Annotated in this window: 13 protein-coding genes; 8 read left to right on the forward strand and 5 right to left on the reverse strand. The window is 68.1% G+C overall.

Going from position 1 to position 15,862, the window contains the following annotated elements; translation table 11 throughout:
- Positions 1–5: 5 nt before the first annotated feature.
- The 5 genes from EV138_RS34800 to EV138_RS34820 are packed head-to-tail and all read left to right on the forward strand — an operon-like array spanning position 6 to position 5,846.
- Positions 6–821 carry a hypothetical protein gene (locus tag EV138_RS34800; RefSeq protein WP_133984729.1) on the forward strand — a complete coding sequence of 272 codons (816 nt, stop codon included), beginning with the start codon at positions 6–8 and terminating at the stop codon, positions 819–821.
- A complete protein-coding gene (gene murJ / locus EV138_RS34805) occupies positions 800–2,425 on the forward strand; it encodes a murein biosynthesis integral membrane protein MurJ (protein WP_238158583.1) in 1,626 nt (541 codons plus the stop codon). The genes EV138_RS34800 and murJ overlap by 22 nt, the downstream gene beginning before the upstream one ends.
- Complete coding sequence (locus EV138_RS34810) at positions 2,422–3,447, forward strand: glycosyltransferase family 4 protein (RefSeq protein ID WP_133984731.1); 1,026 nt, start codon at positions 2,422–2,424, stop codon at positions 3,445–3,447. The genes murJ and EV138_RS34810 overlap by 4 nt, the downstream gene beginning before the upstream one ends.
- A gap of 21 nt (positions 3,448–3,468) precedes the next feature.
- Positions 3,469–5,199 (forward strand): CTP synthase, encoded by a 1,731-nt coding sequence (gene pyrG / locus EV138_RS34815; RefSeq protein WP_133984733.1) that lies wholly within the window; start codon positions 3,469–3,471, stop codon positions 5,197–5,199.
- Positions 5,196–5,846 carry an NUDIX domain-containing protein gene (locus EV138_RS34820; protein ID WP_133984735.1) on the forward strand — a complete coding sequence of 217 codons (651 nt, stop codon included), beginning with the start codon at positions 5,196–5,198 and terminating at the stop codon, positions 5,844–5,846. Before pyrG ends, EV138_RS34820 begins: the two co-directional genes overlap by 4 nt.
- A gap of 515 nt (positions 5,847–6,361) precedes the next feature.
- Here EV138_RS34820 and EV138_RS34825 read toward each other — a convergent pair.
- The 4 genes from EV138_RS34825 to EV138_RS34840 form a co-directional block, all read right to left on the reverse strand.
- Positions 6,362–7,090, reverse strand: coding sequence for a peptidylprolyl isomerase (locus tag EV138_RS34825; RefSeq protein ID WP_133984737.1), 729 nt, complete (start codon positions 7,088–7,090; stop codon positions 6,362–6,364).
- Between the two features lie 27 nt (positions 7,091–7,117).
- The gene (locus EV138_RS34830; RefSeq protein ID WP_202867099.1) at positions 7,118–10,516 is read right to left on the reverse strand and encodes a GH92 family glycosyl hydrolase; all 3,399 of its coding nucleotides are present in this window, start codon (positions 10,514–10,516) and stop codon (positions 7,118–7,120) included.
- 162 nt (positions 10,517–10,678) lie between these two features.
- Positions 10,679–11,029 carry a VOC family protein gene (locus EV138_RS34835; protein WP_133984739.1) on the reverse strand — a complete coding sequence of 117 codons (351 nt, stop codon included), beginning with the start codon at positions 11,027–11,029 and terminating at the stop codon, positions 10,679–10,681.
- 236 nt (positions 11,030–11,265) lie between these two features.
- Positions 11,266–11,874 carry an HIT family protein gene (locus EV138_RS34840; RefSeq protein ID WP_133984741.1) on the reverse strand — a complete coding sequence of 203 codons (609 nt, stop codon included), beginning with the start codon at positions 11,872–11,874 and terminating at the stop codon, positions 11,266–11,268.
- 69 nt (positions 11,875–11,943) lie between these two features.
- Between EV138_RS34840 and EV138_RS34845 the strand changes: the two genes are divergently transcribed.
- On the forward strand, positions 11,944–12,381 hold the full coding sequence (locus EV138_RS34845) for a cupin domain-containing protein (RefSeq protein WP_133984743.1): 438 nt from the start codon (positions 11,944–11,946) through the stop codon (positions 12,379–12,381).
- 4 nt (positions 12,382–12,385) lie between these two features.
- Here the strand turns inward: EV138_RS34845 and EV138_RS34850 are convergent, their stop codons facing one another.
- Entirely contained in the window at positions 12,386–13,216 is an 831-nt protein-coding gene (locus tag EV138_RS34850) for an LLM class F420-dependent oxidoreductase (RefSeq protein WP_133984745.1), read from the reverse strand.
- Between the two features lie 588 nt (positions 13,217–13,804).
- Between EV138_RS34850 and ald the strand changes: the two genes are divergently transcribed.
- Complete coding sequence (ald, locus tag EV138_RS34855) at positions 13,805–14,920, forward strand: alanine dehydrogenase (RefSeq protein ID WP_133984747.1); 1,116 nt, start codon at positions 13,805–13,807, stop codon at positions 14,918–14,920.
- Entirely contained in the window at positions 14,917–15,855 is a 939-nt protein-coding gene (xerD, locus tag EV138_RS34860; protein WP_133985508.1) for a site-specific tyrosine recombinase XerD, read from the forward strand. Before ald ends, xerD begins: the two co-directional genes overlap by 4 nt.
- Positions 15,856–15,862 lie beyond the last annotated feature (7 nt).

Consider the following 15,862-nt stretch of genomic DNA (forward strand, 5'->3'; position numbering starts at 1 on the left):
AGCCAATGGGTTTGGGGAAGCTGGGCACCGCCCTGGTGTCCGCGGCGGCCACTGCTGCTGTTGAGCGGGCTGCCGCGAAGCTGCCGAAGGAGAACCGGGCGCCGTTCGAGCGCACGAACCACCGCGGCGAGACGGTCACCTTGCTGGAAGGCCCGGTGGCCGTGCTCGGCGCGCTCGCCGGTGTCGCCGCCGGAACGTCTGGACGTGAGCGCACCGCCGCGTTGATCGCCGGCTCGGTGTCCGGTGCCGTCGGCGCGTACGACGATCTCGCGGGAACCACGACCACCAAGGGTTTTCGCGGTCATCTGAGTGCGTTGCGGCGCGGTGAGGTGACCAGCGGCGCGGTGAAGATCCTCGGTGTCGGCGCGGCCGGACTCGTTGCCGCTGCCTTGCTGCCACGCCGGTCGAAGGGTTTCGGTGCCGCGGCCGGGATCGTTGCCGACGGCGCCTTGATCGCCGGTACGGCGAACCTGACCAACCTGATGGACCTCCGCCCAGGACGCGCCTTGAAGGCCGTGACCGCGCTGAGTGCTCCGGTGGCTTTGGTCAGCGGCCCGGCGTCGGCGGTGGTCGGCGCGGCTGCTGCTGCGGCGCCCGCCGATCTCGGCGAGCGCTCGATGCTCGGCGACTGCGGCGCGAACGGCCTCGGCGCGATCACCGGTACGGCGTTGGCCGCGTCGCTGCCGCGTCCGCTCAAGGTGCTGGCGCTGGGCGTGGTCTTCGCTCTGAATCTCGCCAGCGAGAAGGTCAGCTTCACCAAGGTGATCGCCGAGACTCCGGCCCTGGACAAGATCGACCAGTGGGGCCGACGACCCCGGTGACCGCAGGTGGTCGGATCGCCCGGGCCGCTCTGCTCGTCGCGGGCGTCACGGTCCTGGCGCGCGTGGTCGGGTTCGGACGGTGGCTGGTCTTCTCCAAGACGGTAGGCGCCGGGTGCCTCGCCGATGCCTATGCGACGGCGAACCAGCTTCCGAACGTCCTGTTCGAGATCGTGGTCGGCGGTGCGCTCGCCGGTGCGGTCATCCCGGTGCTGGCCGGACCGGTGGCTCGGGGCGATCGCGCGGCGCAGGGGCGGATCATCGGTGCACTGCTGAGCTGGTCGCTGGTACTGCTGACGCCGTTCGCCTTACTGGCTTGGTTGTTGGCGTCGCGCTACACGGACGCGATGCTGGACGCCGGCCCTGAGTGCGGTGGTTCATCGGCGACCGCGACGCGAATGCTGTTGATCTTCGTGCCGCAGGTGTTCGGCTACGCGGTCACAGTGGTGGCGACGGCTGTGCTGCAGTCGCACAAGCGGTTCGCGGCCGGTGCTGTGGCCCCGCTGGTGTCCAGCCTGGTCGTAGTGGCGACCTACATCGCCTTTGCTTCTCTTGCTCCTGTTGCCGACCAGGCTTCGCGCGGAGCTTCCGACTTGCTTGCTTGGGGCACCACCTTCGGTGTTCTGGCACTGGCCCTCACTGTGCTGGTGCCGATGCTGTTGCTGCGCTTGCCGATCAAGCCGACGCTGCGTCTCGACCCCGGCGTGGGACCGGTACTACGGAAGCTCGCGGCGGCCGGCCTGGTTGTTTTGGTTGCCCAGCAAGGCGCGTTCCTCGTCACGACCTACTTGGCGAACCACCGAGGCGCGGCCGGGAGCATCGCCGTCTACACCTGGGCGAACGCGGTCTACCTACTGCCGTACGCAGTACTGGCTGTTCCGATCACCACTGCGGTGTTCCCGCGACTGGCAGCCACCTTCGAGTCGCGGGACTTCGCAGCTTTCGATCTGTACGCCGGTGGCTCTACTCGGGCAGTCATGCTCGCTGGTGGAGCTGGTGCCGCCCTGTTGGTGGGTACTGCGGTACCGGTGGCGCGCATCTTCGCCTACAACGACGGCCGGGTCGTGGAGTCGCAGGCGTCGTCGCTCGGTGCTGGGCTGGTTGCCTTCGCGCCGGCGATCATCGGGTTCTCCGTGCTGATGCACCTCGGTCGGGTGCTCTATGCGCGGCATGCTGGTCGTCAGGTCGCTCTGGTCACCGGTGGTGCCTGGTTAGCCGTAGCGATCGCCGGAGTGCTCTTGACGTTGCAGTGGGACGGGCTTGACGCAGTGGGCGCTCTGGCGGCTGCGATGTCGGTCGGCATGGTCGCGGGAGCAGTGGTGTTGCTTGTGGTGTTGCGGCAGATCGCCGGACCTGGTGTGCTCAGCGGGTTGCTGCGCGCCACAGTGGCTGCCTTGCTGGGTGCTGTAGCTGCCGGAGCGGTGGGCTGGGTCGTAGCGCTGCCTGCCGGTGACGGTGGCTGGGGGAGTGCCTTGGTGTTCGCGGTGCTGTCCGGGCTGGCCGTAGTACTTGTGTACGGCGGTGTCGTGGTGGCTGTGGATCGTTCGGACACTCGCGTGTTGCTGCGGCGTGGGGTCGTCCCAACCGGTGCGGAGGAGAAGCAATGAGGATCGGCCTGCTGCTGGCGGAGTCGCGGGGCGGGATCGGTCAGCACGTCGCCTCACTGGTACCGCGGTACCTCAAGGCCGGTCATGAGGTCGTGATCTGCGCACCGCCCGGTACTGCGGATCACTTCGACTTCGGTGAGGCTGTGGTTGTCGCCCAGGCTCCTGGGCTTCGTGGCTGCGACGTGATCCACGCACACGGCTACCGGGCGGGTATGACGGCACTGCGCGATCGGTCACGGCTCCGGCCGCTCGTGGTGACGTGGCACAACGCAGTACTGGCTCCTGGGCCGCGTGGTGTCGTGATGCGGCTCGGGCAGCGGTTGGTGGCTCGTGGTGCCGATCTGACTCTGGGGGCGTCCAGCGACCTGGTGGAGCTCGCGCGTTCGCTGGGTGCTCGGCAAGCGCGTCTCGCGCCTGTTGCCGCGCCTGCGATGCCAGAGGTCCGTACGCCGTCCGCTGCCGTGCGGGAGTCGCTCGGTATTGGTGACGGGCCGGCTGTGCTTACTGTTGGCCGTCTGGCTCCGCAGAAGGACTACCCGACGCTACTGTCCGTAGCGGCCGACGTGGCTGCTGACCGACCTGATGTGGTGTTCCTCGTTGTCGGCGACGGTCCACTGCGGGAGAACTTGCAGGCGCGCATCGACGCTGAAGGGTTGCCGGTGCGGTTGCTGGGCCATCGGAGCGACGTGGCGGATCTGCTGGGGGCGTCCGACGCGTTTCTGCTGACTTCGCACTGGGAGGCGCGGGCTCTGGTGCTGCAGGAGGCGCTGCAGGTCGGCGTACCGGTGGTGGCGACGGCGGTCGGCGGCGTACCGGAGCTGGTCGGCGACAGCGCGGTCCTGGCGTTCCCGGGCGACGCGCGGGGGCTGGCGGACGGCGTACGGAAGGTTCTGGACGATCCGGCCGCGGCGGCCGCTATGCGGACAGAAGGCCTCAAGTTGGCCGCCGGATGGCCGGACGAAGACGACGTTGCAAAGAATCTGTTGGACATCTACGCGGGTCTCGTCGCGACCACTGCTTGACAAGAGGTAGCCTTAAAGCCCGTGGACAGAGCTTCGTTCGGGCAGCAGACCAAGCACGTATTCGTCACCGGTGGCGTCGCCTCCAGTCTCGGCAAGGGGCTGACGGCGTCCAGCCTCGGCAGTCTGCTGACGGCGCGGGGCATCCGGGTCACCATGCAGAAGCTGGATCCGTACCTCAATGTGGATCCCGGCACCATGAACCCGTTCCAGCACGGCGAGGTGTTCGTCACCAACGACGGCGCCGAGACCGACCTGGACATCGGGCACTACGAGCGGTTCCTCGACCGGGATCTCTCCCAGGTCGCCAACGTCACCACCGGCCAGGTCTACTCGTCGGTGATCGCGAAGGAACGCCGCGGGGAGTACCTGGGCGACACGGTCCAGGTGATCCCGCACATCACCAACGAGATCAAGGAACGGATGCTGGCGATGGCCGGCCCCGACGTCGACGTCGTCCTGCACGAGATCGGCGGCACGGTCGGCGACATCGAGTCGCTGCCGTTCCTCGAGGCCGCCCGGCAGGTCCGGCACGACGTCGGCCGCGACAACGTGTTCTTCCTGCACATCTCGCTGGTGCCCTACATGGCCCCGAGCGGCGAGCTGAAGACCAAGCCGACCCAGCACTCGGTCGCGGCGCTGCGGTCGATCGGTATCCAGCCCGACGCCATCGTGTGCCGCGCCGACCGGGACATCCCGGACAGCGTGAAGAAGAAGATCTCGCTGATGTGCGACGTCGACATCGAGGCCGTCGTGGCCGCTGTCGACGCGCCCTCGATCTACGACATTCCGAAGGTGCTGCACGCCGAAGGGCTGGACGCGTTCGTCGTACGGCGGCTGAACCTGCCGTTCCGCGATGTCGACTGGACCCGCTGGGACGAGTTGCTGCGCGTGGTGCACCAGCCGGCCGACGAGGTGACGGTCGCTCTGGTGGGGAAGTACATCGATCTGCCGGACGCTTATCTGTCGGTTGCTGAGGCACTGCGGGCTGGTGGGTTCGACAACGACGCCAAGGTGAATCTGCGGTGGATCGCCTCGGACGAGTGCGCTACTCCCGAGGCGGCTGCTCGGTTGCTCGGGGACGTGGACGCGGTCTGCATTCCTGGTGGCTTCGGGGTGCGCGGGATCGAGGGGAAGATCGGCGCCATCCGGTACGCGCGCGAGAACGGCGTACCGATCCTCGGGCTTTGTCTCGGGTTGCAGTGCATGGTGATCGAGGTCGCGCGCGATCTGGCTGGGTTGGTCGAGGCGAACTCTTCCGAGTTCGATGTCGATGCGTCGGAGCCTGTCGTGGCGACGATGGAGGAGCAGAAGCACATCGTCTCCGGCAGTGGAGATCTGGGCGGGACGATGCGGCTCGGGTTGTACCCGGCCAATCTGGCGGACGGGTCGATCGTGCGTGGCCTCTACGGGTCGCCTACGGTGCAGGAGCGGCACCGGCATCGTTACGAGGTCAACAACGCTTACCGCGACAAGCTGGAGACGGCCGGGCTGGTGTTCAGCGGGGTGTCGCCGGACAACGAACTGGTCGAGTTCATCGAGCTGGACCGGTCGCTGCACCCGTACTTCGTGGCTACCCAGGCGCACCCTGAGCTGCGGTCGCGGCCGACGAAGCCGCATCCGTTGTTCTCCGGGTTGATCGCTGCTGCTCTGGTGCGGCAGCGGGAGTCGCGGTTGCCGGTGGACGAGGTCGCGCTGAAGAAGTCCTCTACTTCCAAGAAGGCTGCTGCCGCTGAACCGGTGAAGGCGCGATGAAGGACCACCCTGTACTGCGGTTCGGTGCGGGGCTGGCCGACTCCCGGGAAGCCTGGGACGTCGCTTCGTCCGAGGTGGTGCACTCGACCGGCCGGGTGATCTCCGTACGGCGGGACCAGGTGGTCCCGCCTTCTGGTGGCGAACCTTTCGTACGGGACGTCGTCGTCCATCCTGGCGCTGTCGGGGTTGTCGCGCTCGACTCCGATAACCGGATGCTTTTGGTGCGGCAGTACCGTCATCCGGTCGGATACCGGTTGCTGGAGCCGCCCGCGGGGTTGCTCGACGTCGCCGGCGAGGACTACCAGGTCGGCGCCGAGCGAGAACTCTGGGAAGAAGCCGCGACCAAGGCCGCTGACTGGCGCGTCCTGGTCGACGCCTTCACCTCCCCAGGCCTCACGAACGAGGCGGTCCGCATCTTCCTGGCCCGCGAACTGTCGGAGGCATCGGAGGTCTACGACCGCCTGCACGAAGAGGCCGACATGGAAACGGTCTGGGCTCCCCTCGTCGACGTCGTCGGCGCAGTACTGGCCGGCGACCTCCACAACCCGATCCTCGTCATGGGCGCCCTGGCAGCCTGGTCAGCCCTCAACGGCCCCGGCTTCAACAACCTCCGCCCAGCCAACGCCCCATGGCCGGCAAAGGACTGACCCCACGCAGCTCCTCCGTCGCCGCTCCCACCCACCCGTGGTCGCGGCTCCTACGTCGCCGCTCGGTGAGTGCGGCGTGGTGCTTGTGGACTGAACTCGGTCGAGATGACCGCGCGTCGCCCGCGCACCGGCTGCGGGGGCCGCTTGTCGCTGCGACTCTTGGCGTTGTCGCCTACTACGCAATCGCCGACGTGATCGGCCGGCGGCGAGGCGGAGGGAGGCGGCGTTGCCGGCGCTGCCCTGGGCCTGCGGGGGGTGACGCACCAGCCCGTCGCTTGCTCTTGCCACCCCTGGTCGCGGTCTTTCGTCGCTGCTCGCCTTTGTCGTGAGTAGGTGATCTAGCGGCGCACACGCTGCTGCGGGCGAGGTCCGGAGCAGCGTGTGCCGGGGTCAGGCTGGTGTTTTACGTTTGCGCTCGGGGCAGTCGGCTCTGCTCGTACGTCAGCTCGCGAACGGGTGAGTTTGAGTGACGTCGGTGCCTACGTGTTCGAGCGTCGAGGGAGGTGCGTGGGGAATCAGTGGCCGAGTTGGCGGGCTACCAGGATGTTTGTGGTGCGGACTGGGGTGCCGTCAACGGGGGCTGGGTCTTCGGGGGTGGGTTGGACGCCGGCGGCGGCTACGCGGTCGAGGGCGCGGAGGGCTAGGCGGTCGACGGTGCCGAAGACGGTGTAGTTGGGGCGGAGGCGGGAGTCGGCGAAGACGAGGAAGAACTGGCTGCCGTTGGTGTTAGGGCCCGCGTTGGCCATCGCCAGGGTGCCTCGGGCGTAGACCTTGCTGGTGCCGGTGGGGTCGGTGGGCCAGTTCGGGAGGTCGGTGGGGAGCTCGTCCTTGTACGAGTAGCCGGGGCCGCGTTCGCCGGTGCCGGTGGGGTCGCCGCACTGGAGGACCTTGAGGGTCGGGTACAGGGTCAGGCGGTGGCAGGTGGTGAAGTCGTAGAACCGGCTGCGGGCGAGGTGGAGGAAGCTCTGCACCGTGCAGGGGGCCTTGGCGCGGTCGAGTGACAGCAGCATCGGGCCCTGGTTGGTGGCGAGGACGAGCTTCACGATGCCCTTGTTCGGGGTGTTCACCGGGTCCGGCGGCAGCGAGACCGGTCGCGGCGACGGGTCGTCCGGCGTCGCGGTGTACTGGCAGGGGCCGCTGGTGGTGACGGCGTCCGCGGCGGGTGCTGCCGAGGCGGTCGAGGCCGTGGTCAGCAGTCCTGCGATGGTCAGCGCGCTGCACGCGATGACGGTGGTGACTCTCATCGATCTGTCTCCTAGTGGGCGTCGGGATCAGCCGGTGGCCAGCGTGAAGATCCGCAGGTCGCGGTTCTTCGGCAGCGTCACGCTAACCGGCGTCTTGCCCGTCGGGAAGGTGATCGGTGCTGTGGCGAAGATGTTGGTCGCCACGTTGTCCCGTCCGCCGCCTGCTTCATTCCGGTACGGCGTGGTCGCCACCACCAGGTTGCCGAAGTGCACGGTGTCGCCGCCGCCGCCCAGCGTCCAGTCGCTGAAGGACAGGTCGATCGGCGCAGTACTGCCGTCCGAGAAGGTCAGCAGCCCTTCACCCGCTTGATTGCCGTTCACCGCGCTGCCGACGAATGACAACTTCGTGGCACCGGCAGGGATGTCCAGGTTCAGCAGCTGCCCGTCAGCAGGCACGTTGTCCGGGTCACCAGCCGGTACGCCGGGCCAGGTGAGCGTCAGCCCTTCCTTCGTCAGAGTGCCGCCCGGGGTGAGCCCTGCGGCTGCAAGAGCCTGTCGCGAGTAGCTGACTCCACCACCGTCGTAGTCGGCCTCGTTGTGGTCGCCCGTGTCGTCAGAAACGGCTACACCTTCGCGGAGTACGGAGAAGGTGTTCGGCAGACCCACAACGACGGTGAACCCGAGCCGGGGGAGCGCAGTACCGTCTGCTGCCTTCAACGCCACGGTGACCTCGTAGCGACCGTCCGGGCTACCAGCGGCCGCACTGATGCGTACTGGCGCTCCACCGACGCCACTGGCCGGATCCACTGTGAAGGAACCACTGACAGGAGACGCAGTGAGTCCCGCTGGGGTTGTCACCGAGTACTGCACCGTGCTGGCGGTTCCGTTCAACCGGTGCGCCTCGATGGTCACCGGATCGCTCGTGGTGCCAGGGGCGACGACAACTCGGCTCGTGTCCGTCGCGGTCTGGAAGGGGATCTCGCCGGTGCGCCACGACGGCGGTGCATCGGCAGCGGCCGAGCCCCAAGCAGTGTTGGCCGCAGTACCGAGCTTGAAGTCCAGCGTGCCGCCACGGTTCACGAAAGACTCCGGCAGCCACGGCTTGCTCGTACTACGCCCGTTCACCTTCAGGCTCTGCACATAGATTCCCGGAGCTCCACTGGCGTTGATCCGGATGGTCCGACCGCCGTCGCGATGAATCACCGCGTGCTGGAACAACGGCGCGGCTACTTGCAGGTCTGCACGACTGGGCACGTCCGGGTAGAGCCCGAGCGAGCTCCACACGAACCACGACGACATTGCGCCCAGGTCGTCATTGCCAGGAATACCGCCGGTCGTGGTGTTCCACAGCTGGGTCATTGCCTGCCGCAACGTTTCCTGCGTCTTGTACGGCTGCCCGGTGTAGTTGTAGATCCAGGGCGTGTTGATCGACGGCTCGTTGTCCATCTCGGCGTGCAGGTCGCCGGACTTCGTCAGCGCCCAGTTGCCGTCGGCATCTTTGAAGAAGGCATCGAGTCGCGCGGCGGCCTTCGCAGTACCGCCCATTGCATCGAAGAGCCCGGCTCTGTTGTGCGGAATCATCCAGGTGTACTGCGCGCTGCTGCCCTCCGCGAAGCCGTCGCCGGTCGCGGGCTCGAACGCCGGCCAGGCGCCGTTGTCGTCACGGTTCTGGATGTAGCCGCCGTTCTCGGGATTGAACACGTTCTGCCAGTACTGCGACCGCTTGAGGAACTGCTCGTACGTCGAGTTGTCTCCGGTCCGCGCGGCGAGCTGTGCGAGCGCGAAGTCGTCAGTGCTGTCCTCCAGCGTCTCGACCGCGCTACCCCAGGCGTTGGACTTGGTGGGGAGGTAGTGCAGCGCCAGGTACTTGTCGAGCGACGGCCGCTGCCCGATCGACATCACGGGCTTGCCGGCCGAGCTGAGGTCGTTGGCGGTCGGCACGGTGGCTGCTTTGACCAGCGACTTGAGCGCGGTACGGACGTCGAAGTTCGTACCGCCGAAGGCGTAGATGCCGGCAACAGCAGGGGCAGACGGGTCGCCCGTCATGACCGCGGTACTGCCGGAGGCGTGCGTCCAGCGGTCCCAGATGCCGTTGTTCTGCTGGGCTTGGTTGAGCAGCGACTGTGCAATGTCGCCGGCCTTCCGTGGTTCCAGCAGCGTCAGGAGCTGCAGTTGCGACCGGTAGACATCCCAGCCCGAGAAGGTCGCGTACTGCGCTGTCTGTCCGTGCTGCACGCGGTGCGGCTGCTGGTCGAAGCCCCAGTACTGGCCGTTGACGTCGCTGAACACGTTGGGGTGCAGCAGTGCGTGGTAGAGCGCGCTGTAGAAGGTGGTGCGCTGCTCTGCCGTACCGCCGCCGATCTCGATGCGGTTGAGCTGGTCACGCCACGCCCGCTTCGCCCACGCCGCAGTGTTCTCCAGTGAGGTCCCGCGTCGGTTCTCGGCTCTCAGGTTGGCAGCAGCGTTGGCCTCGCTCACGTACGAGATGCCGATGCGCATGGTGACCGTCTTGGCGTCGAACCCGACGTAACCGCCGGAGCCCTTGTTCGGCGGCATCCACCCGTCAGTCCCGTACGACGTACCGCCGTGTGCGCTGGTCGATCCAGGAGTGACAGTGGTGTCCTGCCACGTCCCCGTTTTGGCGAACGGCTGGTCGAACTCCGCGACGAAGTGCAGCGTGTAGTAGCTGCGTCGGCCGACCGAGGCGAGGTACCCGCAGAAGTTGCCGCTCGTCACTGATCCGGTGACGGTCCGCTTGGCGGGGTCGATCGAGATCTGGGCGTCGCTGGAGCCGACCTCGGAGTTCGACGTACGGAACATCACCGTGGCTGGTTTGTCCTGCGGGAAGGTGAAGGCCGCGGACCCGGTGCGGGTGGTCGCGGCGAGTTCGGCGGTCGCGCCCGAGTCGAGGGCGACCTTGTAGTAGCCGGGCTTGGCGACCTCGTTCGCGTGCGAGAACGTGCTCGCGTAGACCTCGTCCTTGGCGTCCGCTTGCGGCGACGAGGTCACCTCCCCGGCGTACGGGAAGATCGGGATGTCGCCCGAGCCGCCGGCGCAGCCCGTGCCCGACATGTGGGTCAGGCTGAAGCCGCGGATCTTCGTCGCGGAGTACAGGTAGCCGCCGGGCGCGGCCGTGCGGTACGCGTTGCCGCGGCTGGTCTCGGGGCTGAACGAGAACATCCCGAACGGGGTGACCGCGCCGGGGAAGACGTTGCCGGCGTTCGACGTCCCGATCAGCGGGTCGACCTGCTCGGTCGGATCGGCCGAACTGGTGGTGATCCTGCTCGCGCCGATCGCCTCGGGCGCTTTGAGGTTACGCAGTACGGGATCTGGGGGCGTGGCGGTCGTCGGAGAGCTGGTCTGCCCCGGATGGTCGCTGGGCGGCGCCGGGCTGGGGCCGGCTTGCGCGGTGGCGGCCAGGGCGAGGGCTGAGATCACCGACCCGGCCAGTACTGCGGACGCACGGCGGCTGCTGCGGTTCTTCATGGGGTTCCCCACCTTCGACGTCGAGACAACGTCGCCACGCAGAACGCGGCGACGGGGTCACGGGCGGCGTGACATCGTTGTCAGCAATAGATAGCCGAGCCGATGAGGTGAGTCAAGAGTTCCGGCACGTTCCGCAACTTGTTGCTGGCGGAGCGCGACGGCCTAGAGGTCGTACGCCGGTGGGTGCCGCGGCTGGTAGAGCCCGAGCTCGCCACCGCCGGGCAGCCGGATCGAGGTGAGGATGCCCCACCGCTGATCCTCGACCGGGCGGACGAACTCGACGCCCCGCTCGGTCAAGTCGGCGACGGTCTGCTCGAGGTCGTCACACATCAGATACAGCTCGTGCGACTCGGACCCGGTGCTCGGATGCACCGCCACCTCGGCCGGCGGCAACTTGAAGATCAACCAACCATGCCCGGCGTCGACATGCGGATAGCCCAGCACGTCCCTGAGAAACGCCCGATCGGCCTCGGCATCCCGGCTGTAGACGATGACATGCGCACCATTGATCACCCACCCGACGATAAGCACCGCCAGACCCGATGGCGATGGTCCGACGAGGGGGCGAGCGAGCGGGCAGGCGACGGAGGAGGTGCGAGCGGACTCGTCGTACGAGCGAGCCGACGCGAGACGAGGGGGCGGGTTGCCGACCCACCGCGTGCGCTCGCCGTTTGAGCCGCGACGGAGGAGCGGCGGTCTGGGCGGCGAGCACCGACGCAGGAGGTGCGAAGCGGGTCGTCGTACCGGGGTTAGTCGGCGGCGATGCCTAGTGGGGTGCCGGACAGTTCGGTGAGGGCTTGGGCGACGGTGCGGGCGTTGGCTTTCGACTCTTCGTCGGGGAGTTTGGGGAGAAGGTCGTCCCAGGCGGCGATCATGGCGCCGCGGAGTTGCATCATGCCGAGGGGGCGGGCGAGGAACCAGATGTGGAAGTGTTCGCTGCCGTCGCCCCAGCGGTTGAAGTGGGTGCGGCCGACGCCGTCGATCCGGCGGATCGCGCCGGCGACGCGCTGGATCATCGGGCCGAGGGTGGCGGTGAGTTCGGGCGGGAGGTTGTCGAGCCGGTAGTGCTCGCGGGGGACCAGGAGCGCGACCATCTGCAGCCCGTTCTGGAGTCCGCCCTTGAGGATCCACTGGTCGTCGGCCCAGATCGCACCCCACTCGGGGTCCGCGCACGTCATACACGGTTGGCCGCCGGGCTCCCCGGCGCGCGGTGGCTCCGGCAGCACCGGCTCGTCGAGCGGCACCACCTGGAGATCGCCTTCGAACGGGAAGAACGGACCACCCAGCAGGGGATCCGCCGACATCCGCTCGCCGTACGGAAGCCTGCGGTGGTACTCGGACGGCATGTCATCGCTCATAGCCCGAACTCTGCCGAACCCGCCCGCCCAGCGCCACCACATTGCACCCGGGTGGGTAGCGTTCGAGGCATGGGTGACGACATGCGGCCGGAGTTGGCTGAGGTGCTGGGGCTCGAGAAGCATCCCGAGGGCGGGTGGTTCCGGGAGACGTGGCGTTCTGAGGTCGAGTTCGAACCAGGCGGGTACGACGGTAAGCGGTCGAGCGCGACAGCGATCTACTTCCTGCTCGCACCGGGCGAGGAGTCGCGCTGGCATCGGGTGAAGTCGGCCGAGATCTGGCTCTGGCACTCGGGCGGCCCGTTGACTCTCGAGCTCGGCGGCACCGGCGAGGACCCGGGTGAAGCCGAAGAGATCACGCTGGGACCGGACGTGAAAGCCGGCCAGCACCCGCAGGCCGTAGTACCGGCGGGTGCTTGGCAAGCGGCGCGACCGGCCGGCGATCAGCCGGTGCTGGTCTCCTGCATCGTCTCGCCCGGCTTCGACTTCGCCGACTTCACTCTGCGGTGAGGCGCTAGAACAGAACGGTCGCGAGCGCTTCGTACCCGGGCAGCAGATCGGGTCCTTCCTTACCGATCTGCTGTACGACGACCTGGTCGGCGCCCGCCTCCAGGTGCGCCCGCAGACCGTCGGCGACCTCGACCGCGGTGCCGTGCAGCACGAGCAGGTCGACCAGTTCGTTGCTGCCGCCGTCAGCGAAGTCTTCGTCGGAGAATCCGAGTCGCTTCAAGTTCGCCGTGTAGTTGCTGAGCTTCAGGTACGTCGCCAGGTAGTCCCGCGCCACCGCGCGCGCGATCTCCTTGTCGGTCTCCAGCACGACCTTCTGCTCCGGCGCCAGCAGTACGCCGTCGCCGAGCGTGGCCCGCGCCTGGCGAGTGTGCTCCGGCGTCGTCAGGTAGGGCACTGCCCCGGCCGTGCGGGCCGCCGCCAACTTGAGCACCCGCGGACCGAGGGCCGCGAGCAGCCGTCGTTCCATCGGGACCTTCCCGTCGTCGAGCGCGTTCAGGTACTCCACGAGCGTCTCGTACGGCGACTTGTACTCACCGGACTGCTCCCGGTGACCCACGCCGACGCCGAGCAGGAACCGCCCCGGGAACTCGTCCTCCAGCCGGTGGTACGACTCCGCCACCTGCGCCGGATCGGCCTTCCACACGTTCACGATGCTGGTGCCGACGGCCACCGAGTCCGTCGCTGCCAGCAGTACTTCGGCGTCGCGCAGGTCGGCCGCGGGGGAGCCGCCCAGCCAGAGCGTGCCGTAGCCGAGTTGCTCGAGGCCGGCCGCGAGCTCCGGTCCCCATTTGTGCGCCTGATGCCAGACCCCGACCCGTCCCAGATCGACCGCCATGTCCTACCCCTCTCGTCAGAACTTCCGTTCGTGGCAACCCAGGGCGGTGGGCCGGTCATTCCCCCGCGCCGCTCCAGCCGTCACCCGGCGGAGGAAGGTGACACAGGCAAGCATCGCCGACACCCCCGCGGTGCCGTCAACGATCGTTGCAGGGACAAGGACTCGCGCGACCGCCGGTGAGTGCGCAAACTCACTCCGAAACCGGCAACGATGCCAGCCGGTACCGCACCGATCGTTTCGGAACGGGGTACTGGAGAGTCACTTGGCGGAGCTCTGCCCATCAGTGCAAAGCAGGTGTTAAGGCGAACGAAAGATTTGCGTCAAAATTGCGCGAAAGCGCCGAGTGGCCTTCCAGAGCGTGGATCCGGCGGCCAACCTCACGTCGCGCCACGGCGTCTTACGAGAGTGTAACCGGACCGCAGGACGCGCATCCGCGCGTCGGGCCCGGACAAGACCAACCGGTCGGGTGGTATGAACCTTGCGGGCTTACACTCGGCAACGACCTGGCGTTCCCAACCCCTCGAGACGGCCGGGCCGCGGACCACAGCGAGGTGAGCCGCACACCTGGATACGGAAGAAGGGCAAGTTGTGAAGGTCGGAGTTCCGAAGGAAGTCAAGAACCACGAGTACCGGGTGGCGATCACCCCGGCCGGCGTGCACGAGTTCGTGCGTAATGGGCACGAGGTTCTGATCGAGCAAGGGGCCGGTAGCGGTTCGCTGCTCACCGACGAAGAGTTCGTGGCCGCCGGTGCGCGCATCGTGCCGACCGCCGACGACGTGTGGGCCGACGCCGAGCTGGTGCTCAAGGTGAAGGAGCCGGTCGCCGAGGAGTACCACCGGATGCGCAGGGACCAGGTGCTGTTCACCTACCTGCATCTGGCGGCCAGCCCCGAGACCACCAAGGCGCTGACCGACTCCGGCATCACCGGGATCGCGTACGAGACGGTCCAGCTTCCGGATGGATCGCTTCCCCTGCTCGCCCCGATGAGCGAGGTCGCGGGCCGGCTCGCGCCGCAGGCCGGCTCCTACCACCTGATGGCCAACGGCGGCGGCCGCGGTGTCCTGATGGGCGGTGTCTCCGGTGTGCACGCGGCCCGGGTGGTCGTGATCGGCGCCGGTGTCGCCGGGATGAACGCGGCGGCGATCGCGCTCGGCATGCAGGCCGAGGTGCAGCTGTTCGACCGCAACATCGCCCGGTTGCGCGACGCGGACCGCACCTACCAGGGCCACCTGCGCACGGTCGCCTCGAACGCCTTCGAGATCGAGCGCGCCGTCCTCGACGCGGACCTGGTCATCGGCGCGGTCCTGGTCACCGGGGCGAAGGCGCCGAAGCTGGTCAGCAACGAGCTGGTGTCGCGGATGAAGCCGGGCAGCGTGCTCGTCGACATCGCGATCGACCAGGGTGGCTGCTTCGAGGACTCGCGCCCGACCACGCACGCCGACCCGGTCTACAAGGTGCACAACTCGCTGTTCTACTGCGTCGCCAACATGCCCGGCGCGGTGCCGAACACCTCGACGTACGCGCTCACCAACGTGACGCTGCCGTACGCCGTGGAGCTGGCGAACCTCGGCTGGCGGGAAGCGCTGAAGAACGACCACAGCCTCGCGCTCGGCCTGAACACCTTCGGCGGCCACGTCACCTACGGCCCGGTCGCCGAAGCGCACGGCCTGGACCAGCTGAAGCTCGACGAGGTCCTGGTCTGAGCGGGGAGATCACTCGGGCGGTCAGCGCGTACCTCGACCATCTGACGGTCGAACGCGGGCTGGCCGCCAACACCCTCGCGTCGTACCGGCGGGACCTGCGCCGGTACGGCGAGTATCTCGGCGGCGCCGGGATCGACAGCCTCGGCCGGATCACCGAGGCGGTCATCGGCGACTTCCTGATGCGTCTTCGCGAAGGCGACGCCGACCATCCGCCGCTGACCGCGTCGAGCGCCGGCCGGACGGTCGTCGCGGTTCGCGGGTTCCACAAGTTCTGCCTGCGCGAGGGGCTGACCGCGGTCGACCCGGCGGCCGCGGTGAAGCCGCCGACTCCGCCGCAACGGTTGCCGAAGGCACTGACGGTCGACGAGGTCACGCGGATCCTGTCCGCTGCGGCCGGCGCCGAGGCGGAGCCCGCAGTACTGGCTACTCGCGATGCCGCGTTGCTGGAGTTCCTGTACGGGACGGGCGCCCGCATCTCCGAGGCGGTCGGGCTGGATGTGGACGAGGTCGATCTGGAGACCGGCACGGTGCTGCTGCGCGGCAAGGGCAGCAAGGAGCGCGTCGTACCGGTCGGCTCTTACGCTCGCGACGCCCTGTCGGCGTACCAGGTGCGGGGCCGTCCCGACCTGGTCGGCCGAGGCCGTGGTTCGCACGCGTTGTTCCTGAACGCCCGCGGCGGCCGGCTCTCCCGGCAAAGTGCGTGGACCGTACTACGGCGTGCGGCCGAGCGCGCCGGGATCGCCAAGGAGATCTCGCCGCACACGCTGCGCCACTCGTTCGCCACCCATCTCCTCGACGGCGGCGCCGACGTCCGCGTGGTCCAGGAGTTGCTCGGTCACGCGTCAGTCACCACCACCCAGGTCTACACGCTCGTCACGGTCGACAAGCTCCGCGAGGTCTACGCCACCTCGCACCCGCGCGCCCTCTCGTCCTGAGGGCTGG

This window comes from Kribbella voronezhensis (assembly GCF_004365175.1).
Lineage (GTDB): Bacteria > Actinomycetota > Actinomycetes > Propionibacteriales > Kribbellaceae > Kribbella > Kribbella voronezhensis.

Coding starts and splice junctions, on each gene's coding strand:
- EV138_RS34800 (WP_133984729.1), top strand. CDS start 6: ATGGGTTTGGGGAAGCTGGGCACCGCCCTGGTGTCCGCGGCGGCCACT.
- EV138_RS34845 (WP_133984743.1), top strand. CDS start 11,944: ATGGGTGACGACATGCGGCCGGAGTTGGCTGAGGTGCTGGGGCTCGAG.
- EV138_RS34825 (WP_133984737.1), bottom strand. CDS start 7,090: ATGAGAGTCACCACCGTCATCGCGTGCAGCGCGCTGACCATCGCAGGA.
- EV138_RS34840 (WP_133984741.1), bottom strand. CDS start 11,874: ATGAGCGATGACATGCCGTCCGAGTACCACCGCAGGCTTCCGTACGGC.
- EV138_RS34830 (WP_202867099.1), bottom strand. CDS start 10,516: ATGAAGAACCGCAGCAGCCGCCGTGCGTCCGCAGTACTGGCCGGGTCG.
- EV138_RS34810 (WP_133984731.1), top strand. CDS start 2,422: ATGAGGATCGGCCTGCTGCTGGCGGAGTCGCGGGGCGGGATCGGTCAG.
- EV138_RS34820 (WP_133984735.1), top strand. CDS start 5,196: ATGAAGGACCACCCTGTACTGCGGTTCGGTGCGGGGCTGGCCGACTCC.
- EV138_RS34850 (WP_133984745.1), bottom strand. CDS start 13,216: ATGGCGGTCGATCTGGGACGGGTCGGGGTCTGGCATCAGGCGCACAAA.